Below are 22,324 nucleotides of genomic sequence, written 5' to 3'. Positions count from 1 at the left end.
GCCCGCCAGCGCCGCCGGTTCAGGCGCGTCAGAGGGTGCCGGGACGGCAGCGCCAGCACGAGCGCTTCACGCCCCAGCGTCAGCAGGTGCCGGGCCGCCACGAAGGCGTCCCCGCCGTTGGCGCCGCCGCCCGCCAGCAGCAGCGCAGGCCCCCGGGGCGCACGTGCCTGCGCGGCGTCCGCCACCGCCCGCCCGGCCTCCTCCATGGTCAGGTCCAGGAGCCCCGCCCCGTCCAGTCGCGCGTCCACTGCCCGCGAGCCCTCGCCGTTCAGGACCCAGGGCACCGTCAGCTGCCCACGCCGCGCACCGCCAGGAACACGATCAGTGCGACCACGGCCAGCAGCACCCAGCGCAGGGCCTTCATGGCCGGGTTCTGCGCGAACTGCTCCTTCATCTCGGCGTTCGTGTCTTCCTTCGAGCGTTTCATGCTCAGTTGCTGCCCCCGCCGGATGGACCGCACGCCCTCGCCCACGCGGCCCTGACGGCGCAGCGCCACGCCCAGGTTATGGTGCCCGCCGTCGTACTCGGGATTCAGGACCAGCACCCGCCGGTACACTGCCTCGGCCTGAGCGAACTGCCCGGCGTCCATGTCCAGGTTGCCCAGGTTCGTCAGGGCGCGGTAGTGACCGGGATCGGCCTGCATGGCGGCGTTCAGCAGCGCGCGGGCCTGCTCTGCCTCGCCGCTCACGGCGTGCAGGATGCCCTGCATGTTCAGCGCCTCGGCGCGCGTCAGTGGCCCGGCCAGCGCGCCGTGCAGCAGCGCGGCCAGTTCGGCCGGGTCCGTGACCTTCTGCCCGGCTTCCAGCGCCCGCAGCGCCCCGGTCAGCGCCTGCGGGTCCACCTGCGCCCGCAACGCGCTCCCCTCCGGCTCCGGCAGGGCAGGCAGCAGCGGCGTCAGTTCGGCCACCGCCTGCCGCGCCGCCGGGTACCGCCGCGCCCGCAGGGCCACCTGCACGGTCAGCACGGTGTCCAGCGCGTGCTCCAGGTCCAGCCCCGCTCCCTGCGCCCGCGCGGTCGCCAGGGCCCGCCGCCACTCGCCCTGCCCGATCAGCTCAGGCAGCGACAGGACCGGCTGCACCGCCTCAGGCGCCGCTGCCGGAGGGAAATCCGGGTTCACCCCTTCCGGCTGAGCCTGATTTCCCTCCGTCCCAGCCTTCGCGGCACTCACCTTGGCCCCCAGCACGGACCAGGACCAGGCCCGACACGGGCGGGGCGCACGCGGACACTCGGGCGACACAGGACACACGGCCGGAACGGAACACTCACCCGCCGAGTATACTGACGCGTTGAAATCCCCGCGCTGCGCGGATCAAGCCGCCCGCCCAGACGCACGCGGGACACCCTGCCCCTGCCCTGTGCGGGCGGCGCCACCGGAGCTGACCCCCTTGAACGACCCGATCCCACCCACCAGCAGCGGAGCGACCGCCCCGCTGTACTCACCGGCCCGCGTGCGCGAACTCCTGACCCGCCACGGCCTGAAACCCACCAAGAGCCTCGGGCAGAACTTCCTGATCGACGGAAACATCCTGCGCGCCATCGCCGAAGCCGGCGGGGCCGCGCCCGGCGTGCCCGTCCTGGAAATCGGCCCCGGCCTGGGCGTCCTGACCCGCGAGATTCACTCGCGCGGCGCGCAGGTCACCACCCTGGAAAAAGACGAACGCCTGCGCGCCGCCCTGGCCGAAACGCTGGGCGACACCGACGTGCAGATCATCTGGGGAGACGCCCTGGACTTCGATTACGCCACCCTCCCGCCTGGGACCCGCGTGATCGCCAACCTGCCGTACTACATCACGGGCCTGCTGCTCTCGCGCTTCATGCGCGCCCCGGCCATCGTGTCCGCCACCGTGCTCGTGCAGAAGGAAGTCGGGCAGCGCCTCGCCGCGAAACCCGGCACTGATAACTACGGATTTCTGAGCGCCATCGCCGCCCTGTACGGCAGTGTCCGCCACGTCCGGGACGTGCCCAAGGGCGCATTCCTGCCTGCGCCGGACGTGACCAGCAGCGTCATCCGCCTGGACTTCGACCGGGACCGCCCCGCTCCGGAACCCGAATTCCTGAAGTTCATCGAGGCGGCCCTGCACCACCGCCGCAAGACCCTGCGGAACAACCTGCGCATGATCGGCCACGACGTTCAGGCCATCGACGCGACCCTGGCGGCCCTGAACATCCGCCCCGACGTGCGCGCCGAGGACGTCGCCCTGCACGATCTGCGTGACATGGCCGTCAAACTCGGCGTGATACCGTAAGCCCAGTCTCTACGCGCTCCAACCCCACCCCAACTCGATCCGCAAGGGCCGCACGCCGCGCCCTGGAGGTACTCCCGTGAAGTTCTACGTTATCGGCGACGTGACCGTTGACCACCTCTACCACCTCGACCACCTGCCCGCACCCGGTCAGGAGGTCACGCCCCGGCAGGCCAGCATGAAACCCGGCGGCGCCGGAGGGACCATCAGCGTCACCCTGGCCCGCCTGGGTCACCGTGTGACGCTGGCCACCCGCGTCGGGCAGGACCCGTTTGCCGAATACGCCCTGAGCCACGTCCGCAGCAGCGGCGTCAGCGAGAACGCCATTCAGCGCGACCCGCAGCTGCTGACCAGCACCATCACCGTCATGCAGACCGCCGGCGGGGAGCGCGCCATGATCAGTGACGGGGCCGCCAACCGGCAACTGGACCCCGCGCACCTGAATACGGCCGAGGTGCAAGCCGCCGACGCCCTGATCATCAACGCCTACGCCATGATCGAAGGCCCGCAACGTGAATTTGCCCTGGCCGCCATCGACGCCGCCCGGAGCGCCCCGGCGCCCATCCCGGTGTTCATCGACCTGGGTACCGGGGCCGTGAACAAGGCCGGGACCACCCTGCGCGCCGACGTGCTGCGCGCCGACTACCTGATGCTCAACCAGCACGAACTGCAGGCCCTGACCGGTACCAGCTCCATCAGCGCCGCCCTGGTGCAGCTCGGCGAGGCCGGCGCGCAGCAGGTCATCGTGAAGGTCGGCAAGATGGGCTCCATCACCTGGACACCCACCGAGACCGAACTGGTGGACGCGGTGCGCCCCGAAGGCAAGGTCGTGGACTCCACCGGGGCCGGTGACACCTTCACCGCCGCGTTCGCGCACGCCATCCTCAGCGGGGCCAGCGTTCCCGAGGCCGCCCGCGCCGCCAACACCGCCGGGGCGCTCGCCGCGACCGGCATCGGCGCGCAGGAGACCCTGATCACCGCCGCCGACCTGGGCGGGACAGCCGCGCAGGCCCCGGCCATCCCAGCCCCAACTACCCCAGCCCCGACTACCCCAGTCGCAGCCACCCCGGTTCCGGAAAAGAACGTGCAGAAGGCGGCCCGTGCACCTGCCGCGAAGGCCACCGAACAGGCCGCGGAACACACTGCCGAGACCGCTCCGGGACAGGCTGCCGAACCGCCTACCGAGCAGCACACGGAAAAAGCTGCCGCGAAGCCTGCCCGCGCCGCTGGGGCCACGGACGCGGTGACTGCCCAGCCCGCCCCGGCACCGGTGCGCCGCACCCGTAAAACCACGGCCAGCTGACCGGCCCCCCGCCCGCGCGGCCCGCACGTTCCAGACCGGACGGCGGGCCGCGTGTATGGGACCAGGGCCAGAATGGGGCCACCGTCAGGGACCGCCGACTTCAGGACCTTGGCACCCCGGAGGGTTGTACCCGAGCGGACCTGTAGCGCTGCGCCGCTCATTGGCCCGGCAGCGTCCTTATCTGTAATGCCCGCCGCTGCTTATACGGACTGCCGCTCCACTGCGCCACAGTCGGAAGGGCGCCGCCTGCGGCTCCATACCGCGAAGGGGCGTACGCCCTTCCTCCTCGCGTCCGCTCGGATGGATTCAGAACTGCAGCGAATCAATCGCAGTCCGTCTTCCTCCTGGCTGGGTGGTATCGAGCGCCGCTACCGCGCGCGCGTGCTGAACACCATCACGTCGCTGCTGGCCTCCAGCGGGCCACCCTGGAATGAGCCGGTCACGCGGGGGCTCTCGAAACCCGCGAAGCGGAGCAGCCATTCCACCTCGTAGCGGGTGTAGTACCGCTGCGTCAGGGTGTAGTGGCGGCGCTTCAGGGTGCCGTCCGCGTGCGTGGTGTCCACGTGGTACTCGGTGGTGATGTGCTGGCGGGTCCGGTCGTGCCGCTGCACCAGGAACACGTCGGTTCGGCGGCCGTCCGGCGTGTGGAAGGTCTCGCCCTCGTGCCGCACGGTGTTGGCCTTCCCGAAACGCGGCACGAACAGGTCGAACACGAGGCTGCCGCCGGTGGTCAGGTGCGCGTGAATGTTCTCCAGGCCCTGCAACTGCTCGTTCGGGGTGTACAGGTGCATCAGCGCGTTGAACGGCGCGATCACGGTCCCAAAGCGTTCATCCAGCTGGAAGGTGCGCACGTCGCCCTGCACGAAGCGCATGCGCAGGTTGTCTTTCGCGGCGCGTTCCTGGGCGCGCTCGATCATGCGGGCGCTGGGTTCCAGCCCCGTGACGTTCACGCCGCGCCGCGCCAGGAACGCCGTGACCCGCCCGGTGCCCGCCCCGACCTCCAGCACCGGGCCGCCCGCCCGTTCGCCCACACCACCGTAAAAGTGCAGGTCGTCGCGGTATATGTCGTACTGGTGGTCGTACAGATCAGCGAACTCGTCGTAATTCACGCCGCCCAGCGTAGCGCGCGTGTGCCGCCTGATACGCACCCCGGTGCAATGGAACGAAGTTGCAATGGACCGAAACAGACGGCCGTTCGGATCACGAACCTTCGCCGTACAGCCGCAGGAAGTCCTCGCGGCTCAGGACACTGAGTTTAGGCTCCTGCGCGGGTGCGCGCGTGCCGTAGGCGCGGCGCAGGACGTTCGCCCAGACCCGCAGGCGCCGCTTCCTGGCCGGCGGCAGGTCGTGCGTCTCGAAACCCAGGCGTTCCAGGATGGGCGTGACGGCCGACTGGCAGTACACGGCCTGCGCGTCTCGCAGCTCCGGGCGTCGCTGAAGGTCAGCCGCGACCCGCCGGAAGTCCTGCCGGGCCACGCGTACCGTGCGGATCGGTCCGAGCTGCGACATGAGCGCGTTGTTCGCGTGGTATTCGGCGGCCGGGACGCCCGCGCGCAGGTGCAGGCCGCCGCCGGGTGTCAGGCCGCGCAGGGTCAGGTCCGGCCCCGGAAACCGGGTGGGGGAGACCCGCAGGATGGAGTCCGAGAGGTTCCCGGCCGGTTCGGTGCGCGTGGCGCGGTCCAGCAGGCGGTCCAGGGTGCCCATGGCGCGGGCAGGCAGGTCGGCGCGGCGTACCCGCCTCAGTCCCTGCAGCCGCGCGAGGCTGGTCGCGGCGTACCCGCGTTCCTTCAGGTCCGCCAGCACTCCGGGCAGGGCGGGCGCGGTGACGCGCGCACCGGGGCCCGCGTCGTGCAGCACGATCACGGCCCCCGGGTGCAGGGCGCGGCGCAGGTGGGCGCGCAGGCCACCCGGGGTCTGCCCGTCCCGCCAGTCCCGACCTTCGAGACTCCAGTGCGCTCCGGTCAGTCCGGCGGCCCGCTGGCCCAGCCACGTGAACAGGCTGTAAGCGCCGTGCGGTGGACGGTGCAGCGTGACAGCCTGATCACTGCCCACCCCCCGGAGAACCGACTGAACACGCCGCGCCGCCTCGCCCGGATCGCGGTACGCCCCCCAGGGCGTTCTCAGCCACGCGTGCCGGTGCTTCACGGCGTGCGCCTGCACTTCGTGGCCCTCGCGCAGCATCCGCGCGATCAGGTCCGGGTGCGCCTCGGCCTGCGCCGCCAGCACGAAGAACGTGGCCTGCGCGCCCGCCGCCTGCAGGGCGTCCAGCACCGCCGGGGTGCTCCGGGGGTCCGGGCCGTCGTCGAAGGTCAGGGACACCACCCGCCGCGTCTGCGGCCCGGCGCGCAGCAGCCCCAGGTTCGCGCGCTGCCACAGCAGGAACGGGCCGCCGATCACCAGCAGGCCCGCCGTGACGCCCAGCGCGGCTGCGCCCCTCAGCGTGCGTCCCCTCAGAGCGGCGCGGTTCAGGCTGCTACGGTTCAGGGTGCCAGGGTTCAGGGTGCCACGGTTCAGGGGGGCGGTCACGTCCGTCCCAGTCGGCCCAGCACGGTCCGCGCCACGCGATCGGCGGCGTCCGGAACGCCCAGTCGGCGGGCGGCGGCGCTCATCTGCGCGTGCGTGTCGGGGTCCAGGGCGCGCAGCACGGCGCGCGGCAACTCACTCAGCTGCCGCGCCCAGATGGCCGCTCCGTGGCGCTCGAGCAGCCCGGCGTTGTGCTCCTCCTGACCCGGGATGGGTTCGTGAATGACCATCGGCACGCCCAGCGTGGTCGCCTCGGCCACCGTCAGGCCGCCCGCCTTGCCCACCACCAGGTCCGAGGCGGCCAGCAGTTCGGGAAAGTCGGTCGTGAAACCCAGCCGGTGAATGAACGCGCCCCCCACCCGCTCCACGCCGCGGCCATCAGCACCGGCCAGCACGAGCACCTGCACGGGCCGCCCCAGGTTCGACAGTTCACCCAGAACGCCGCGCAACGCCCGGAACGTGCCGGTCCCGCCGCCCGAAATCAGGATCAGCGGCTGGTCCGGGCGCAGGCCGTGGCGGGAGCGCAGCGCCGCGCGGTCCGCGCCGATCAGCGTGCGGAACACCGGCGAGATGGGAATGCCGGTCACGACCACCCGCTCCGGCGGGATCTTCCAGTCGCTCATCTGCTCGGCCGCCTCGGGCGTCGCCACCATCAGCAGGTCCGCCTCGGGCCGCGCCCAGTGGTGATGCACACGGTAATCCGTGACGATCAGCGCGTTCAGGAAGTCCAGCCGCACCCGCGCGCGCGCCGCTGCCGCCGCCGCCGCTGGAACCGGGTAGGAACTGATGACCACCTCGGGCCGCACCTCGCGCACGTCGCGGACCGTGCCGCGCAGCCCCATGCGGTGAAAGGTGCCCACCACGGCGCGCGGTTCGCTCTCGCGGTCCGTCCAGTTGTAGAACGCGCGGTAGATGCCAGGCGCGTACCGCAGCCACAGGTCGTACGTGCCGGCCGTGACGGTCCGCTCGACCGGGTTCAGGTACGTCAGGAAATCCGTGTGCCGGGCGCGCAGGTTCACGCCGCGCGCCCGCAGCGCCGTATCCAGCGCCCGGTTCGCCTGATGGTGCCCGCGACCGAAGCCGGTGGACAGGATCAGTGTGCGCAGTTCCGGCCCAGACGGCGCTGCCGACACAGGTGGGGGCGCGCTCAAGTGCGCCTCAGTTGCCACAGGCCCGCCCCGGCGAACAGCACGTTCGCCAGCCACACCCCGGCCTCGGGAAACGCGGGAAGCATGCCCGCCAGGGTCAGGCCCACGAAGAACAGCAGGTAGTACGCCACGGCGATCATCAGCGCGACGCCCAGACTGACGCCCAGCGTCCGACCGAAGCGCAACGCGAACGGCAGGGCCGCCAGCACCAGGACCAGATTCGCGAACGGCAGGGCCAGCTTGCGGTTCAGGTTCACGCGCGCCCCCGCGCGGTCGGCGGCGCTCACGCCCGGCGCGGTCAGCTTGGTGATCAGTTCGGGCCAGCCCTCGGCGTCCGCGCCGATCGCGTCGGCGTACTGCGCGAGCGTCTGCTTACGGCTCAGGCCGGTCTCCACGTTCAGGGTGTCGGTGGCCTTCTCGGGCACGATCACGCTGGGGAACACGTCCTGCACCGCCGCGCGGAAGGCGGCCGGGTCGTTGTCGGGCACGCGGCTCAGGGCGGCGACCGCGCCGTAATCCACCACGAACGTCGAGTATCCGCTGAGGCTCAGGCGGTTGTTCTCGAAGGTGCCGCGCTCGGCCAGGATGACCGTGCCGCGCCCCGCCGAGTCCGCTTGCCACTTCTGCACGCGCACGACGCGCAGTTCGCGCCTGCCGGTGTCGTAGCCTGCCATGGACAGGGTCAGGTTGTTGCCCAGGTCCACGGTCTTGCCCACCAGTTGCGACAGGCCCGCGCCGGTCAGGGCGTCCCAGTACAGGCCGCGCGTCTCCACGTTCGCGCGCGGCGCTACCCACAGGCTCAACCACACGGACAGCGCCGTGACGAGCAAGGCCAGGACCGCCGCCGGGCGCGCCGCGCGGCCCAGGCTGATCCCGCCCCCCTGCACCGCCACGAGTTCCCGCTCGGTGCTCATGCGGCCGAACGCCACGACGGTCATCAGGACCACCGCCATCGGAAAGACCTTCACGAGGGTGTCCGGCATCTGGTACCCGATCCAGCGGGCGATCAGGCCCACCGGCACGCCGCTGAGCCACTGACTGGAGACGAAGAAGTACCCGAAGCTCAGGACCGCCGTGAACAGCAGCGTGCCCGCCAGCAGCGGCGGCAGCAGTTCCGCCGTGACGTAGCGGGTCAGGCGGGTCAGGCGGGTCACGCCCGGCTCCCGCTCTGCCCGGCTACTCTCACGCGGGCCGCGCTGCCCGGCTTGAAAGAGGGGGCCGCCCTTTCAAGCGGTGTCCCGGTCACCCTTTGCCCACCGCGAACAGGATGGTCGCCTCGGCCACCACCACGCCGTCCACCTCGGCGCGGCAGGTGGTCTTGCCCAGACCCCGGCGCAGGAACTCCAGTTTCGCGTGCAGGTGCAGCTGATCACCGGGAATCACCTTGCGCTTGAAGCGCGCGCCCTCGATCCCCGCGAGGTAGCCAACGGTACCTGGCTCCAGTTGCCCGTGCAGGCAGAACATGCTGGCCTGCGCCAGCGCCTCGGTGATCAGCACACCGGGCATGACCGGCTCCTGCGGAAAATGACCGGGGAAAAACGGCTCGTTGATGGTCACGTTCTTGATGGCATGCACCGCGCCGTTCTCGGTGGACAGCACGCGGTCCACCATCACGAACGGGAAACGGTGGGGCAGGGTGTTCAGAACGTCCTGAATCAGAATGGGGTCCATGAGGGCTCTCCTGGGGCGCGGGTTCCGGCGGGGGCCGGGAGGGGCGAGAGACAAGCAAAAACGGGAGAGGCTTTACGGGCCGTCTCCCATCCTTCACCGAATAAGCGTAGGCGTTCCGGGGTGCGTCAGCGGCGCAGGTAATTGTCGCTGGAAACCAGCGAGTCACCCAGCACCGGAATCATCTCCAGCGCCATGCCGGTGCCGACCGCGACGGCCTCGACGGCGTTCTCGGCGACCGCGACCGGAATACCGGTCGTCTGGCGCAGCAGCTCGTCGAAGTTGCGCAGCAGCGACCCGCCGCCGGTCATCACGATGCCGCGGTCGATGATGTCGCTCACCAGTTCCGGCGGGGTGATTTCCAGCACGCGCTTGACGCCGTCCACAATCTTCGTGACGGGTTCACTCAGGGCCTCGACCACGTCCGTGCTGTCCAGGCTGATGGTCTTGGGCAGGCCGTTTACCAGGTCGCGGCCGCGCACCTCGGCCGTCAGGTTCTCGGCGTCGTCGAGCAGCATGGCCGCCCCGACCTTCACCTTGATCTCCTCGGCGGTGCGCTCACCGATCAGCACGTTGTGCTTGCGGCGCACGTAGCGGATGATGCTCTCGTCAAACTCGTTGCCCGCCACGCGCATGCTCTCGCTGACGACAATGCCGCCCAGCGAGATCACGGCCACGTCCGTGCTGCCCCCGCCGATATCCACGACCATCGAACCGATCGGCTCGGCGATGCGCAGGCCCGCGCCGATCGCGGCGGCCAGGGGTTCCTCGATCAGGAAGGCGCGCTTGGCGTTACTGTTCAGGGCGGCGCGCAGCACGGCGCGTTTTTCCACGTCGCTGACGTTGCTGGGCACGCCGACCATCAACTGCGGTTTGAACCCGAACAGGCGGCCCGCATTGCCCTGCACCTTCTGCAGGAACATGGTGATCATCTTCTCGGTCAGGCCCTCGTCGGCAATCACGCCGTCCTTGATGGGGCGCACGGCGACGATCCCGCCGGGCGTGCGCCCGATCATGCGGTACGCTTCCTCGCCGACAGCCTTGACTTTCTTACTGTCGCGGGCCATGGCGATCACGCTGGGTTCCTGAAGGACCAGGCCGCGGCTCTTGCTGTAAATAAGGAACGTTGCTGTTCCAAGGTCAATTCCAATGTCTTCTGACAGCCTCACACTCGCCCTCCGGTCAAAACGTCCCAATCGTAGCACGGTGCATGAGTCACGCTTAAAGTGCTTCTCATCCCCCGCCCGTGCCGGGCCGCGTTCGCGTCCCTGCGTCCCGCTGCCCCTGCCCGGCTGAGGGTGGGGGCAGCGGGTCAGGCGCGGGGCTTGAGGTAGGCAGACAGCCCCGCGCAGACACTGGAGAGCAGCATCAGCGTGACGGCCTGCTGAAGACTGCCCAGGCCCGTGACGTTCTGCGCGCCGCTCAGGGTACTTTCCAGGATACCGAAGGGCAGCCCCAGCAGTCCGGTCCCCGCCAGCGAGGCGAAGGAGCCCAGCGCCAGCAGGGCCAGCAATGCCAATACTAGCGTTACGCAAAACAGCCCCAGCGACAGCGCCCATCCCAGCACGACCCGCCAGCGCCGGGCGCTCAACAGTCCACCAGACGGCGGAGGGTACGGCGCGCGGCGAGCGTAGCGGGCCCGAAAGGAGCGCCGGACAGGAACTCCGGGCAGAGGTGGGGCGCGGGCATTCGGGGTATTCTAGGCACGCCGCCACAAAACGCCGTGAAGATCTTCACACCGCGCCGCGAGACTCATACGGATTGCGATTGATTCGGTGCAGTTCTGAATCCATCCGAGTGGACGCGAGTAGGAATAGCAGACGGATTGGGCGGTATGGAGCCGCAGACGGCGCTTTTCCGACTGTGGCGCAGTGGAGCGGCAGTCCGTATCACTCCTGCCGGCGCGCCCCTGCCGGTAAGCGCGCCCTGCACTGAGTTCTGGCCCGGTCGCACGGCGCAGCGCCGGGCCGGTTGTGCCGGGGCTGGGCTAGACTGCGCGGGTGAATCTGCCCGCCCGTGTTCGCGTGACCCGCCCCCCGTTGCCGCTGAGCCCGGCCCTGAATGCCGCCGCCGGACGCCTGTGCCCGGACGCCCCGCTCGGCGCCCTGAGCGGCGCGGCGCTGGCCATCGCGGGCGGCAGCGTGATCGGCGCGCACCTGCGCTGGGCCGGGGGAGAGGCCGCGAACGTCGATACCGGCTGGCGCGGCCGGGGCATCGAGGAAGCGCTGGCGCAGACGGCCGCCGGGTAGGGCGCTGGAACTGCCACCGCGCAGACCGCCGGGCAGGCCAGCCCGGACTGGGGAGGACGGACGCGCGCGCGCCACTCTAACAACCGTTTGGTAGCCTGAGCGTATGACCACCGCCCCCAGCGCACCGCACACCGGCATGAGCTTCGGCCTGACCGACGAGCAACGCATGATCGTGCAGCACGTCCGCGAGTACGCCCGCGCCGAGATCGCCCCCCACGCCGCCGAATACGACCGCAGCGGCGAGTACCCCAGAACGCAACTGCGCGGCCTGGCCGAACTGGGCCTGATGGGTGCCACCGTCCCCGAACAGTGGGGCGGCGCGGGCCTCGACTCGGTCACGTACGCCCTGTGCCTCGAAGAGATCGCCGCGGCCGACGCCAGCGTGGCCGTGATTGTCAGCGTGCAGAACGGCCTGCCCGAACAGATGATCCTGCGGTACGGCACGGACGGGCAGCGCGAACAGTTCCTCAGGCCCCTGGCCACGGGGCAGCACATCGGCGCGTTCTGCCTGACCGAAAGCGGTGCCGGTAGTGACGCCGCCAGCCTGGGCCTCACCGCCAAGCGCGACGGCGACCACTGGATCCTGAACGGCACCAAGGTCTGGATCACCAGCGGCGGACAGGCCGACACGTACCTCGTCATGGCCCGCACCGGCGGCCCAGGCGCGCGCGGCGTCAGTTGCTTCATCGTTCCCAGTGATACCCCCGGCCTGAGCTGCGGCCGTCCCGAGGAGAAACTCGGTCTGCACGCCAGCCACACCACCACCGTCACCCTGGAACAGGCCCGCGTCCCCCACGCCAATATGGTCGGGGAAGAAGGCCAGGGACTGATCATTGCGCTGGCCAGCCTGGACGCCGGGCGCATCGGCATTGCCATGCAGGCCCTCGGGATTGCCCGCGCCGCCCTGGAACACGCCGCCCGGTACGCCAGCGAACGCGAACAGTTCGGCAGGAAGCTCCGCGAATTCGAGGGCGTGAGCTTCAAGATCGCCCGCATGGCCGCCCGCACCGAAAGTGCCCGTCTGGTCGCCCTGAAAGCCGCGTGGCTCAAGGATCAGGGCCAGCCGTACGGCAAGGAAGCCAGCATCGCCAAACTTCTGGCCAGCGAGGCCGCCGTGGACGCCACCCGCGACGCCATCCAGATCTTCGGTGGAAACGGCTACAGCCGCGAGTACCCCGTCGAGCGCCTGTACCGCGACGCCAAGGTCACGGAAATCTACGAGGGCACCAGCGAAATCCAGCAACTCGTGATCAGCCGCGCGGTGTTCAGCGACCTGACCTGATACGGATTCCACTTGATTCGCTGCAGTTCTGAATCACTCCGAGCGGACGCGAGCAGGAATAACATACGGACTTCGCGGTGTGAAGCCGCAGGCGGTGTCTTCCCGACTGTGGCGGAATGGAGCGAAGTCCGTATGACCACCCGGCCCCGGCCCAGTCCTGCCTGCCGGGTGGCCCACTCCCCACCCGAACGCCGCGCAGCGGACCCGAGGATTCAGGGAACCGCAAGACACCCCGCCAGCGCCGCCGCTCACAATGGGCAATGCTCCGGCAACTCCTGTGGATTCCCGGCACCCTCATGGTGCTCGCCGTCTTCGGCGACCTGATCGTCACGTGCCTCCAGTCCGGCGAGGGACGTCTCAGCCGCGCCGTTCACCGGCTGCTGTACGCCGCGCTGACCACTACCGCGCGACTGACAGGCCGCCGCTCGCTGCTGTCCTGGAGCACGCCCCTGCTGATCCTGGGCACCTTCGCCGCCTGGACGGTCCTGTGCTGGCTGGGCTGGACCCTGATCTTCTGGTCCCAGCCAGGCAGCCTGCAAGGCTCCGACAGCGGCACCCCCGCCAACTTCACGGCCACCCTGTACTTCGTCGGGTACACCATCAGCACCCTCGGCATGGGCGAGATCACCGCCCCGCTCCCCGTCTGGCGCCTGCTGACCGCCGTGGCGTCCATCAACGGGTTCTTCCTGCTGACCTTTGCCATTACCTTCGTCGTACCCATCGCGCAGGCACGCGGCGACCGCCGCCGACTCGCGCTGCACCTGCACCGCGCCGGCCCCGGCGCGCAGGCCCTGATCGTGAACGCCCACACCGACCACGACCGCGGCCTGCTGAGCCTCACCACCGATCTGCACGACATCCTCAACAACGTGGACGCCGCCCACATGAACTCCCCGTACCTGCACCGCTTCCACGACCACGACCGTCAGGACGCCCTGGACCTGCACCTGCCCGCCCTGGGCGAGGCGCTCCTGATCCTCCAGGGCGCCCTGACCGGCCCGCCCCCCCAGGGCCTGAGCCGCGCCCTGAGCAGCATCGACTCGCTGACCCGCACCTTCGAACGCGCGCATCACGCCAGGGGCCCGCAGACGCCCCCCCCGCCCGACCTGACCCACCTGCGCGGCGCCGGCCTGATCCTGAAGCCCGACGCGGACTTTCACGCGTACCTGCACACCCACGCCGCGCTGCGCCAACGCCTGCACGCCATGGCGCAGGCCGGAAACTGGCGCTGGGAGCAGGTCGCCGCCCAGCAGCCACCCGCTCCCGAGCCTGCCTGAAGGTCCGCCCGGACCTTGCGCCACCAGCCGCAGCGCTGCCGCATTCCCAGGGCTGATGAGGCAAAACGTCTCCCGGCCCGCCAGCGGATCCCGCTTGAAGCGCTCCCAGGCCACCCCATACGGATTCCGTGTGTTTCGTTGACTACCCAGTACCCGAGGCCTCGCAGCGCCCAGCCCCGGCACAGACCGGCGGCTCCGACAGCACGGCCCTATGGCACTGGGGCCGCCCACCCGGAGGTGCTGCGGCCCTGTCTGCCCGGCAATCGGGTGTGGTCAGTCGGTGTACGCGCCGACGCTGGCGCTGCTGACCAGTTTGGCGTACTTGGCGAGCACGCCGCGCTTGTAGCGGGGTTCGGGTTGCACCCAGGCGGCGCGGCGGCGGGCCAGTTCGGCGTCGTCCACGTGCAGGGTGAGGGTCAGGGTTTCGGCGTTCAGTTCGATGGTGTCGCCCTCGTGGACCAGGGCGATGGTGCCGCCCACGAACGCCTCGGGCGCGACGTGCCCGACGACCAGGCCGAAGGTGCCGCCACTGAAACGCCCGTCGGTGATCAGGCCCACCGAGTCGCCCAGGCCCTTGCCGATGATGGCGCTGGTGGGGGAGAGCATCTCACGCATGCCGGGGCCGCCCCTGGGGCCTTCGTAGCGGATGACGAGCACGTCGCCAGCGCGAATCTGGTCGTTCATGATGGCGTGCATGCATTCTTCTTCGCTGTCAAACACGCGGGCGGGGCCAGTGATCTTGATGCTTTTCAGGCCGCTGATCTTGGCGACGCTGCCTTCCTCGGCCAGGTTGCCGCGCAGGATGGCGAGGTGGCCTTCGGTGTACAGCGGTTCGCTGAAGGCGCGGATGACGTCCTGTCCGTCGCCTGGGGTGTCCTGTTCGTCCGCGAGGTTCTCGGCGATGGTCTTGCCGGTCACGGTCAGGCAGTCGCCGTGCAGCAGGCCTTCTTTGAGCAGCATCTTCATGACGCGCGGGATGCCGCCGACTTCGTGCAGGTCGGTGGCGACGTACTTCCCGCTGGGTTTCAGGTCGCAGAATACGGGCGTGGCCTCGCGGATGCGTTCGAAGTCCGCGAGCGTCAGGTCGATGTCGCAGGCGTGCGCGATGGCCATTAGGTGCAAGACGGCGTTGGTGCTGCCGCCGACGGCCATGATGACCGTGATGGCGTTCTCGAAGGCCTTCTTGGTCAGGATGTCCAGCGGTCGGATGTCCTGCTCGATCAGCTTCAGCAGGGCGCGGGCGCTGTCGGCGGAGCTGACGGCCTTCTCGGCGTCCACGGCGCTCATCGTGCTGCTGTAGGGCAGGCTCATGCCCATGGCCTCGAAGGCGCTGCTCATGGTGTTCGCGGTGTACATGCCGCCGCAACTGCCGTTGCCGGGGCAGGCGCGTTTCTCGATTTCGGTGAAGTCCTCACGGCTGATCTTGCCCGCGCCGAACGCCCCGACCGCTTCGAACACGCTGACGATGGTCAGGTCCTTGCCGTCGTAATGGCCGGGTTTGATGGTGCCGCCGTACACGAAGATCGCGGGAATGTTCAGGCGGGCGATGCCGATCATGGCGCCGGGCATGTTCTTGTCGCAGCCGCCCACGACGATCACGCCGTCGTGACTCTGCCCGCGTGACACGGTCTCGATGCTGTCCGCAATCACCTCGCGGCTGACCAGGGAGCACTTCATGCCCTCGGTGCCCATGCTGATGCCGTCTGACACGGTGATCGTGCCGTACATCTGCGGCATGCCGCCGCCCTCGCGGATGGCGCCGGTGATGTGGTCAGCCAGTTCGCCCAGACCGTTGTTGCAGGGCGTGATGTTGCTCTGCGCGTGCGCGACCCCGATGATGGGTTTCTCGAAGTCGCCGTCCTCGAAGCCCACGGCGCGCAGCATGGCGCGGTTCGGGGCGCGTTCGTCGCCCTGCGTGATGTGGTGGCTGTTCCAGTTCAGTTTCTTCTGCGCCGTGTCGGTCATGCCTCACCCTACGCCCGGGCGCGCCCGCCTGCGCGCAGAGGCACAGACAGGCGCGCCCGGCCCGCGGCGCCGAGCAGCATGACCCGCCCGTAGCTCCTGTTCGCGGAGAACCTCGCCAGCGGTCCCCTGAACATCCTGAAGACCCTGTGCCACAAAATGAACTCCGGTTGAAAGGTTCGCCAACCATTCAACCGGCGTTCGCCTTATGGACTCAGATGGACTGCGCTCCACTGCGCCACAGCCGGAGCAGCGCCGCCTGCGGCTCCATACCGCGAAGGGGCGTCTGCCCTTCCTGCTCGCATCCGCTCGGATTGATTCGGTGCGGTTCTGAATCAATCGGAATCCGTATTACTTGCTGGTGGGCGCGGGCGCGGGGACCGTCACGACGGCCGGGAAGCTCTCGGTGGTCAGGCGGACCAACTGGGAATCCAGGTACTTCTGCGCGGCTTCCTTGCCCAGCTGGTCACGGATGATCGGCGCGGCGTCCGCCAGCGGCAGCGTGCCAGCGTCGCTGCGTTTCGTGACGATCAGTACGTGCCACCCGAACTGCGACTGTACGGTCTGCACGGCGTTCAAGGGTCCCTTGAAGCTGGCCGTGTCAAAGGTCTCGACCATCTGGCCGGGGCCAAAGCAACCCAGGTCGCCGCCCTGCGCGGCGCTGCCTGGGTCCTGGCTTTTCGCGGCGGCAATCTTCGCGAAGTCCGCGCCGCCCGCCAGGTCCTTCGTGATGGCCTGCGCCTCGGCCTGGGTGGGCACCAGGATGTGTTTCACGCAGGCTTCCGCTTCACGGGCGAAGTCCGCGCGGTGCAGGTTGTAGTACCCGGCGATCAGCGCGTCACCGAACGTGAAGCGGTCCTGCACGCTGTTCAGGTACGCGCCCACGATCAGCTGGCGCTCCAGTTCGCGGCGCAGGTCGGCCGTGTCGGTATACCCGGTGGCGTTCAGGGCCTGGGTGAACGCCTCGTCCGTCCCGAAGCCCGAGCGGGCGTCCGCGACCTGCTTGTCGAGCACGGCCGGGTCAGCCTGCTGACGGGCGCGGGCCAGCTGATACACAGCGCGGTCACGCACGAACTGCTTCAGGAAGTCCGGGCGGGCCGCGGCGAACTCGCTCAGGTAGGAGGCCTCGAACGGAACGCCCTGAGCGTTCACGACTCGCGCCGCCGCGAGCCGGAAGGAGCGCTCGAACTCGCCCAGCGTCAGGTTCTCCTTGCCCACACGGCCCACCAGCGTGGCGGGGTCCTGCGCGGCAGCCGGGGCCGCGGGGGCGGGCGTGGCAGGAGCCGCCATGCTCGGCGCCGGGGCAGTGGGGGCCGGGACAGTGGGGGCCGGGACAGTGGGGGCCGGAGCAGTGGGGGCCGGAGCAGTGGGGGCCAGTGCAGGCGCCGGAGTCGGCTGGGCCGGTGTGGCCTGTACCGGGGCAGTCTGTGCCGGGGCAGTTTGGGCGCCGGCGTTCGTCAGGAAGGCGGCGCCGCTCAGCAGCGCTGCGGTCAGGAGCAGTTGTTTCACGCTTAATACTGTAGCGTGCCGCGCGCGCCAGTCCGTGACAGTCTCCTGCGGCGCGCCCTGTGTCCCGGCGTGGTGTCCTGGGGTGATGTCCCGGCGTGCCTGCTATTATCCCCCCCGTGCGCCTGACCCTCGTAGAAACCACCGATCCACGCGCGTACGACGACGCCGTGAGCCGCATGCCCATCACCAGCGCCCTGCAGGGGTGGGGGTACGGCGAGGCGCGGCGAACGCTGGGTCAGACGCCCACGCGGTACCTGATCATGCAGGGGGACCGGACGGTCGGGGCGGTGCAACTGCTGCGCAAGCGCCTCGTGCCGGGCTTCAGCACCCTGTACGCCCCGCGCGGCCCGGCACTCGAAAGTCTGGACCTGCTGCCCGCCTTCGCCGACGCCGTGCGCCGCGTGGCGCGGCCCACCGACGCCCTGCTGAAGATCGAGCCGCCCGTGCCGTTCCCGGCCAGTGACAGCGCACCCATGGATCAGCCCGCCGTGGCCGGGGCAGACACTGAAAAGGGCGACACTGAAAAGGCAGGAACGCCGCCCGCCGCCCAGGAGGACGCGCTGCCCGAAGCGTACGGTCCCTTCCGGCGGGCCGAGACGGAGCAGCCGGAACACACCATTGTCGCCGATCTGAGCCGCACCGAGCAGGAGATCTTCGGGGCGCTGTCCAGCATGGCCCGCCGCAACATCCGCACCGCCGAGAAACTCGGCGTGATCGCCGGTCGCGACGACGACTTCGACGCCTTCTGGGAGATCTTCACTGCCACCAACGAACGCGCCAAACTGGGCGCCTACCCCCGCGAGTACTACGAGACCATGCTGCGCGAGTGCAACGCACACGGCGGAGAGGCGTACATCGTGCTGGCCCGCTACCAGGGACGCGCGCTCGCTGGGGGGTTCTTCATCAGCATGGGCAAGGGTACGTACTACCTGTTCGGCGGCAGCGTCCGCGACGACCGCGTGGACGAAAACGGCAAACCCCTGAAAGACGCCAAAGCCCCGGACGCCTTCTACTGGAGCGCCATGCTGGACGCCAAACGACACGGCTACGAGCTGTTCGATTTCTGGGGCATTCCGCGCGTCCTGGATGAAAGCAAGCACTCGTACGGGGTGTTCAAGATGAAACTCAAATTCAGTGAGCAGCGCGTCTGGTACCCCGCCTACGACCTGAACCTGAACGCTGCCGCGCCCGCCATCGTCCGCGCCCTGCGCTGGCGTAAGACCCGTAACAACGTCCGCAAACGCGGCACCGCCGACGACGTGCTGTAACGCCCGCCTCACAACGACGACGGCACGGCGACAGCCCGGGCGGAAAATTCGCCCCGGCTGTGGCTGTGGCTGTGGCTAGTCATACGGACTGCGCTCCACTGCGCCACAGTTGGAAGAGCGCCGTCTGCGGCTCCGTACCGCGAAGGGGCGTCTATCGTTCCTACTCGCATCCGCTCGGATTGATTCGGAAGTGCACCAACTCAATCGGAATCCGTATCAGTTCAGCAGTCTGGCCCCGGTGGGCACCAGGCCCAGCAATAGTTCCAGGCGCTCCAGAAGGGTCGCGGCGTGCAGGGCGTTCTCGCGCTGTTCGGGTGTGGCGGGCAGCAGCGCGGCGGCAAAGCTGGCCAGCAGCAGGGGATCGTCCGGCGCGGCCTCGCGGACCGAACCGGCGTCGCCGGGACGCAGACGCAGCAGCGCGGCCAGCAGTTGAGCGGCCGTGGCGGACACGGCCTGCGCGGGCAGCTCGCCCGGTTCCAGGGGCCAGAGCGTCACGTCGGCTGACAGGTACGGGCGGTCCAGGTGAAAGCTGTCTATGCGGAAGCGCTCGCCGCCCACCACGGCGACCGTGCTGGTGCCGTCCTCGTGCAGGCTGGCCTGCCGGACGTGCGCCAGCGTGCCGACCCTGGAGACCCGCTCGTGAAAGGGAAGACCGGACGCTTCGGAGGACTGCACGATCCGCACGATCCCGAACGGTTCTCCGGTGGCCTGCACATCGGCCAGCAGTTCACGGTATCTGGGCTCGAACACATACAGCGGGAGGACCACACCCGGGAACAGCACCAGTTGAGGCAGAGGAAACAGCGGAACGCGCATACCCGCGTATCGTGCGCCCAACCGCGCCCCGCAACATGGGTCAAACCCACAGAACCCACGTGTGAAGACGTGCAGATCGCGGGCCTGCCCGTGCCGCTGCCCGGTCCGGGCTGGTCGTCAGGTGTCGCCGGCGTCGGGTGTGGACGGCGGCGTGCGGCGGCGTTTCGGGCGTCTGGGCGGCGGCGCAGGGGGCGCGCCCCAGTCGCGCAGTTGCTCGGGCGTGGCGCCCAGGCTGCTCAGGGTAGCGGTGTCAGCGGGCGTCAGGGGGGCGCTCCGCAGCAGGTCCGGGCGGCGGGCCAGGGTACGGGCCAGGGCCTGCTCGCGCCGCCACGCGGCCACCGCGCCGTGATGTCCGCCGCGCAGCACGTCCGGCACGCTGTGGCCCTGCCATTCGGGCGGGCGGGTGAATTCCGGGTAGTCCAGCAGGCCCGAGCTGAAGCTGTCCGCCTGATGGGACAGCGGGTCGCCGATCACGCCCGGCACCAGGCGCGCCACCGCTTCGAGCACGCAGGCGGCGGCGGCCTCGCCACCCATCATCACGAAATCCCCGATGCTCAGTTCCCGCGTGACCAGCCGCTCGGTGCGGGCGTCAAACCCCTCGTAGCGGCCGCACAGGAACACCAGGTGCCGCCGCGTGGCCAGGTCCTCGGCGACCGCCTGCGTGAAGCGTTCACCGGCCGGGCTGAACAGGATGACCTCGTCGGCGGCCGGGAGGCTGGCCAGGGCGCGCTCGGCCACGTCCACGCGGATGACCATGCCCGCGCCGCCCCCGTACGGGGTGTCGTCCACCTTCTGGTGGCGGTTTCCGGCAAAGGCCCGCAGGTTCACCAGATTCACGTCGAGCAGACCACGCCCCTGCGCCTTGCCCACGATCGCCTCACTGGCGAACGGAGCCAGCAGCTCGGGGAACAGGGTGAGGAAAGAGAACCGCAGCGGCGCGGCGTTCTGGTGTGGGACGGACTGCGGGTCCTCACTCATACGGATTCCGATTGGTTCGGTAAAGTTCTGAATCAATCCGAGTGGACGCGAGTAGGAACAGCAGACGGGTTTCGCAGTACGGAGCCGCAGGCGGCGCTTTCCCGACTGTGGCGCCGTGGAGCGTAGTCCGTATCACCCGGCGCGCCCGCCTTCCTCGGCCTCGCTGAGATCCAGCAGGCCGCCCGGCGCGTCCTCGGTCAGCGTCAGGGACAGCGGGCGGCGCTTCCCGTCCAGATTCACGACCACGTACGGCGCCTGGAGCGGCACGAACGCCTCGCCCTGATCGGAGGCGCGGCGCACCACCAGCAGGTCCTGATGCCCGCTGTCGAGCACGTCCGTTACCTCGGCCAGCACCTCGCCCGCCGCGTTACTGAGGGTCAGGCCGCGCAGTTCATGGTAGTAGTACACGCCGTCCTCGGGCACCGGCAGTTCGTCGTCGGCCGCAAAGACGTTCAGGCCGCGCAGATCCCCGGCCCCCTCGGGCGTCGTGATCCCCGCGAGGTGCAGCACCACTCCCGGCGCGAGCATCTCGGCGCGGCGCACGCGCAGCCAGCCGCGCTTCTCGACGTACACGCGGTTCAGGCCCGCAAACTGCCGCTGGTCGCCCAGCACGAACACCTTCACGCCGCCTTTCACGCCGTGCGGTCCCAGCACGTACCCCAGGCGGGTGCGCTGCGCTTCGGCCTTCCCGGTCACGATCTCTGCGCTCACGCTTTGCGGGGGGCGTCCAGGTCGACGTTCATGCGCTCGCGTGGGTCGCTCACGGCACGCACCAGCGTACGGATGGCCTGAATCACGCGGCCCTGCCGGCCGATCAGGCGCCCTTCCTCGCCCGGCCCAACCCGCACGATCACAGTCGGGCCCCGGCGGGACACGCGCACCTGTGAAGGCTGATCCACCACGCTCTGGGCTATGAAAAGAGTCAGATCAAGAGGATCGGGGTTCATCCAGTCATTCTACAGCATCCACCCTGTTCACCAATGTCGTCCCACGCGGGCCTTTCCCCCTGCGGCACGGCAAAAAAGGAGTTCTCGACCTGGCTGGGCGGCATCGGCTGGGATGAATCGGCTGGGCGGCATGAAAAAAGGCCCCGTGTGGGGCCCTGTCTCACGCTGTGGGGTTCGCTTACGCGACCTTCACGCCCTGGCTTTTCAGCAGGCGGCGGGCGGTCTGCGTGGGCTGCGCGCCCTGGGCAATCCAGTACGCGGCGCGCTCGGCGTTGACCTTCAGGTAGTTCTCGCTGGTCTTGCGGGGATCGTAGTGGCCGAGGTTCTCGATGTAACCACCGTCGCGGGGGCGGCGGGCGTCGGTCACGACAATACGGTAGTGGGGGTTGTGGGTAGCACCGAAACGGGACAGGCGAATCTTGACCATGATGAAAACCTCGGGGGTGGGTTGCGTGATTGAGGGTACAGCGCCCGCTAGGATCACGGGGTTCATGCGCCCGTCAGCAGCCAACCGGAGTGCGCACCGAACAAGAGTATCAGCAGGGACGCCACTCGGCAAGGGGGGCAGGCGCATCCCTCACGTGGCACTCGGGTGGCTGGGCACGACGGTCAGAAGCCCGGAGGGACGGGCACGCCGCCCTGACGCAGCTGGAAGGCCATGCTGTCAGGCCCGATGATGGAGCTCCCGCCGACCGTCCCGACCGGCGTGCCGCGCCCCACGCGGCTCCCGACACTGACCAGTGGTTCGCCCAGCCCGAAGTACGCCGTGACGCTGGTTCCGTGATCCATGAGCACTACCCAGCCCAGTGACGCGTAGTACGTGACGGCCAGCACGTTCCCCCCCTGCGCGGCCACTGCCTGCGGGCCGCCGCTGAGCACCACCCACGGCGAGCCGCCCGCCCCGTACGGCGTCTGCACGCGCCCGCCAGGCAGCGGGAATGCCAGCGGCCCGCTGAGGGTCGGCAGGGGCGCCAGTTGCTGCTCGACCTGCACCTGCGCGCGCTGCACCTGCTCGCTGCGCTGCCGGAGGACCGCTTGCTCGCGCTGCACCTGCGCTTCCCGCTGGGTCTGCGCGGCCTGCTGGGCGGCGCGTTGCCGGGCCGCCTGCGCCGCTGCCTGCGCGTCGGCTGCGCGCTGCTGGGCCGCCTGTG

22 protein-coding genes and 1 pseudogene are annotated in these 22,324 nt (G+C 69.7%); 6 read left to right on the top strand and 17 right to left on the bottom strand.

Annotated elements, in window-relative coordinates:
- Both QZ271_RS10815 and QZ271_RS10810 read right to left on the bottom strand, forming a co-directional pair.
- The coding region (locus QZ271_RS10815; RefSeq protein ID WP_291431323.1) for an NAD(P)H-hydrate epimerase at window positions 1-206 on the bottom strand (206 nt) is incomplete at its 3' end.
- A gap of 80 nt (window positions 207-286) precedes the next feature.
- Window positions 287-1,078 carry a tetratricopeptide repeat protein gene (locus tag QZ271_RS10810; protein ID WP_291431318.1) on the bottom strand — a complete coding sequence of 264 codons (792 nt, stop codon included), beginning with the start codon at window positions 1,076-1,078 and terminating at the stop codon, window positions 287-289.
- Between the two features lie 307 nt (window positions 1,079-1,385).
- On the opposite strand from QZ271_RS10810, the gene rsmA reads away from it, so the two are divergent.
- Together rsmA and QZ271_RS10800 are read left to right on the top strand one after the other, a co-directional pair.
- Window positions 1,386-2,246 carry a 16S rRNA (adenine(1518)-N(6)/adenine(1519)-N(6))-dimethyltransferase RsmA gene (rsmA, locus tag QZ271_RS10805; RefSeq protein ID WP_291431316.1) on the top strand — a complete coding sequence of 287 codons (861 nt, stop codon included), beginning with the start codon at window positions 1,386-1,388 and terminating at the stop codon, window positions 2,244-2,246.
- Window positions 2,247-2,322: 76 nt separating this feature from the next.
- A pseudogene (locus QZ271_RS10800) lies at window positions 2,323-3,234 on the top strand (carbohydrate kinase family protein); the annotation flags it as partial.
- Window positions 3,235-3,914: 680 nt separating this feature from the next.
- Here QZ271_RS10800 and QZ271_RS10795 read toward each other — a convergent pair.
- The 7 genes from QZ271_RS10795 to QZ271_RS10765 form a co-directional block, all read right to left on the bottom strand.
- On the bottom strand, window positions 3,915-4,655 hold the full coding sequence (locus QZ271_RS10795; protein WP_291431314.1) for a bifunctional 2-polyprenyl-6-hydroxyphenol methylase/3-demethylubiquinol 3-O-methyltransferase UbiG: 741 nt from the start codon (window positions 4,653-4,655) through the stop codon (window positions 3,915-3,917).
- Between the two features lie 91 nt (window positions 4,656-4,746).
- Window positions 4,747-6,072 (bottom strand): polysaccharide deacetylase family protein, encoded by a 1,326-nt coding sequence (locus QZ271_RS10790; protein WP_291431312.1) that lies wholly within the window; start codon window positions 6,070-6,072, stop codon window positions 4,747-4,749.
- On the bottom strand, window positions 6,069-7,220 hold the full coding sequence (locus QZ271_RS10785) for a glycosyltransferase (protein ID WP_291431310.1): 1,152 nt from the start codon (window positions 7,218-7,220) through the stop codon (window positions 6,069-6,071). The genes QZ271_RS10790 and QZ271_RS10785 overlap by 4 nt, the downstream gene beginning before the upstream one ends.
- Entirely contained in the window at window positions 7,217-8,362 is a 1,146-nt protein-coding gene (locus tag QZ271_RS10780) for an LptF/LptG family permease (protein ID WP_291431322.1), read from the bottom strand. The genes QZ271_RS10785 and QZ271_RS10780 overlap by 4 nt, the downstream gene beginning before the upstream one ends.
- Window positions 8,363-8,459: 97 nt before the next feature.
- The gene (gene fabZ / locus QZ271_RS10775) at window positions 8,460-8,888 is read right to left on the bottom strand and encodes a 3-hydroxyacyl-ACP dehydratase FabZ (RefSeq protein ID WP_291431308.1); all 429 of its coding nucleotides are present in this window, start codon (window positions 8,886-8,888) and stop codon (window positions 8,460-8,462) included.
- Window positions 8,889-9,013: 125 nt separating this feature from the next.
- Window positions 9,014-10,054: a rod shape-determining protein gene (locus QZ271_RS10770; RefSeq protein ID WP_291431306.1), complete on the bottom strand. Its 1,041-nt coding sequence runs from the start codon at window positions 10,052-10,054 to the stop codon at window positions 9,014-9,016.
- 143 nt (window positions 10,055-10,197) lie between these two features.
- Window positions 10,198-10,398, bottom strand: a complete 201-nt coding sequence (locus QZ271_RS10765) for a hypothetical protein (protein WP_291431304.1) — start codon at window positions 10,396-10,398, stop codon at window positions 10,198-10,200.
- 487 nt (window positions 10,399-10,885) lie between these two features.
- On the opposite strand from QZ271_RS10765, the gene QZ271_RS10760 reads away from it, so the two are divergent.
- From QZ271_RS10760 to QZ271_RS10750, 3 genes are all read left to right on the top strand, one after another.
- Window positions 10,886-11,134 (top strand): hypothetical protein, encoded by a 249-nt coding sequence (locus QZ271_RS10760; RefSeq protein WP_291431302.1) that lies wholly within the window; start codon window positions 10,886-10,888, stop codon window positions 11,132-11,134.
- Window positions 11,135-11,237: 103 nt separating this feature from the next.
- The gene (locus QZ271_RS10755; RefSeq protein WP_291431301.1) at window positions 11,238-12,416 is read left to right on the top strand and encodes an acyl-CoA dehydrogenase; all 1,179 of its coding nucleotides are present in this window, start codon (window positions 11,238-11,240) and stop codon (window positions 12,414-12,416) included.
- Window positions 12,417-12,676: 260 nt separating this feature from the next.
- Window positions 12,677-13,693: a potassium channel family protein gene (locus QZ271_RS10750; RefSeq protein ID WP_291431298.1), complete on the top strand. Its 1,017-nt coding sequence runs from the start codon at window positions 12,677-12,679 to the stop codon at window positions 13,691-13,693.
- 273 nt (window positions 13,694-13,966) lie between these two features.
- Here the strand turns inward: QZ271_RS10750 and ilvD are convergent, their stop codons facing one another.
- Both ilvD and QZ271_RS10740 read right to left on the bottom strand, forming a co-directional pair.
- Entirely contained in the window at window positions 13,967-15,658 is a 1,692-nt protein-coding gene (ilvD, locus tag QZ271_RS10745) for a dihydroxy-acid dehydratase (protein WP_291431297.1), read from the bottom strand.
- Between the two features lie 348 nt (window positions 15,659-16,006).
- The gene (locus tag QZ271_RS10740) at window positions 16,007-16,945 is read right to left on the bottom strand and encodes a peptidylprolyl isomerase (RefSeq protein ID WP_367114368.1); all 939 of its coding nucleotides are present in this window, start codon (window positions 16,943-16,945) and stop codon (window positions 16,007-16,009) included.
- Window positions 16,946-17,280: 335 nt separating this feature from the next.
- Here QZ271_RS10740 and QZ271_RS10735 point away from each other — a divergent pair, with 335 nt between their 5' ends.
- Window positions 17,281-18,432, top strand: coding sequence for a peptidoglycan bridge formation glycyltransferase FemA/FemB family protein (locus QZ271_RS10735; protein WP_291431293.1), 1,152 nt, complete (start codon window positions 17,281-17,283; stop codon window positions 18,430-18,432).
- A 216-nt stretch (window positions 18,433-18,648) separates the two neighbouring features.
- On the opposite strand, the gene QZ271_RS10730 is transcribed toward QZ271_RS10735, so the two are convergent.
- From QZ271_RS10730 to QZ271_RS10705, 6 genes are all read right to left on the bottom strand, one after another.
- On the bottom strand, window positions 18,649-19,248 hold the full coding sequence (locus tag QZ271_RS10730; protein WP_291431291.1) for an LON peptidase substrate-binding domain-containing protein: 600 nt from the start codon (window positions 19,246-19,248) through the stop codon (window positions 18,649-18,651).
- A 117-nt stretch (window positions 19,249-19,365) separates the two neighbouring features.
- Window positions 19,366-20,226 (bottom strand): tRNA (guanosine(37)-N1)-methyltransferase TrmD, encoded by an 861-nt coding sequence (trmD, locus tag QZ271_RS10725; protein WP_291431289.1) that lies wholly within the window; start codon window positions 20,224-20,226, stop codon window positions 19,366-19,368.
- 132 nt (window positions 20,227-20,358) lie between these two features.
- On the bottom strand, window positions 20,359-20,937 hold the full coding sequence (rimM, locus tag QZ271_RS10720) for a ribosome maturation factor RimM (protein WP_291431287.1): 579 nt from the start codon (window positions 20,935-20,937) through the stop codon (window positions 20,359-20,361).
- Window positions 20,934-21,173, bottom strand: a complete 240-nt coding sequence (locus QZ271_RS10715) for a KH domain-containing protein (RefSeq protein ID WP_291431285.1) — start codon at window positions 21,171-21,173, stop codon at window positions 20,934-20,936. Before QZ271_RS10715 ends, rimM begins: the two co-directional genes overlap by 4 nt.
- Before the next feature lie 178 nt (window positions 21,174-21,351).
- A complete protein-coding gene (gene rpsP, locus QZ271_RS10710; protein ID WP_273988418.1) occupies window positions 21,352-21,600 on the bottom strand; it encodes a 30S ribosomal protein S16 in 249 nt (82 codons plus the stop codon).
- A 182-nt stretch (window positions 21,601-21,782) separates the two neighbouring features.
- On the bottom strand, window positions 21,783-22,324 hold a 542-nt coding region (locus tag QZ271_RS10705), incomplete at its 5' end, for a peptidoglycan DD-metalloendopeptidase family protein (RefSeq protein WP_291431283.1).

The sequence above is a fragment of the Deinococcus sp. genome (genome assembly GCF_018260555.1).
Classification (GTDB): Bacteria; Deinococcota; Deinococci; order Deinococcales; family Deinococcaceae; genus Deinococcus.
Note: the sequence above shows the minus strand (reverse complement) of the source record. Positions and strands in the feature narration are given on the sequence as shown.

What these genes read in the sequence shown, in the direction of transcription:
- fabZ (WP_291431308.1), bottom strand. Translation starts at nt 8,888, where the DNA reads ATGGACCCCATTCTGATTCAGGACGTTCTGAACACCCTGCCCCACCGT.
- QZ271_RS10755 (WP_291431301.1), top strand. Translation starts at nt 11,238, where the DNA reads ATGACCACCGCCCCCAGCGCACCGCACACCGGCATGAGCTTCGGCCTG.
- QZ271_RS10750 (WP_291431298.1), top strand. Translation starts at nt 12,677, where the DNA reads ATGCTCCGGCAACTCCTGTGGATTCCCGGCACCCTCATGGTGCTCGCC.
- ilvD (WP_291431297.1), bottom strand. Translation starts at nt 15,658, where the DNA reads ATGACCGACACGGCGCAGAAGAAACTGAACTGGAACAGCCACCACATC.
- QZ271_RS10740 (WP_367114368.1), bottom strand. Translation starts at nt 16,945, where the DNA reads ATGGCGGCTCCTGCCACGCCCGCCCCCGCGGCCCCGGCTGCCGCGCAG.
- QZ271_RS10730 (WP_291431291.1), bottom strand. Translation starts at nt 19,248, where the DNA reads ATGCGCGTTCCGCTGTTTCCTCTGCCTCAACTGGTGCTGTTCCCGGGT.
- trmD (WP_291431289.1), bottom strand. Translation starts at nt 20,226, where the DNA reads ATGAGTGAGGACCCGCAGTCCGTCCCACACCAGAACGCCGCGCCGCTG.
- QZ271_RS10715 (WP_291431285.1), bottom strand. Translation starts at nt 21,173, where the DNA reads ATGAACCCCGATCCTCTTGATCTGACTCTTTTCATAGCCCAGAGCGTG.
- rpsP (WP_273988418.1), bottom strand. Translation starts at nt 21,600, where the DNA reads ATGGTCAAGATTCGCCTGTCCCGTTTCGGTGCTACCCACAACCCCCAC.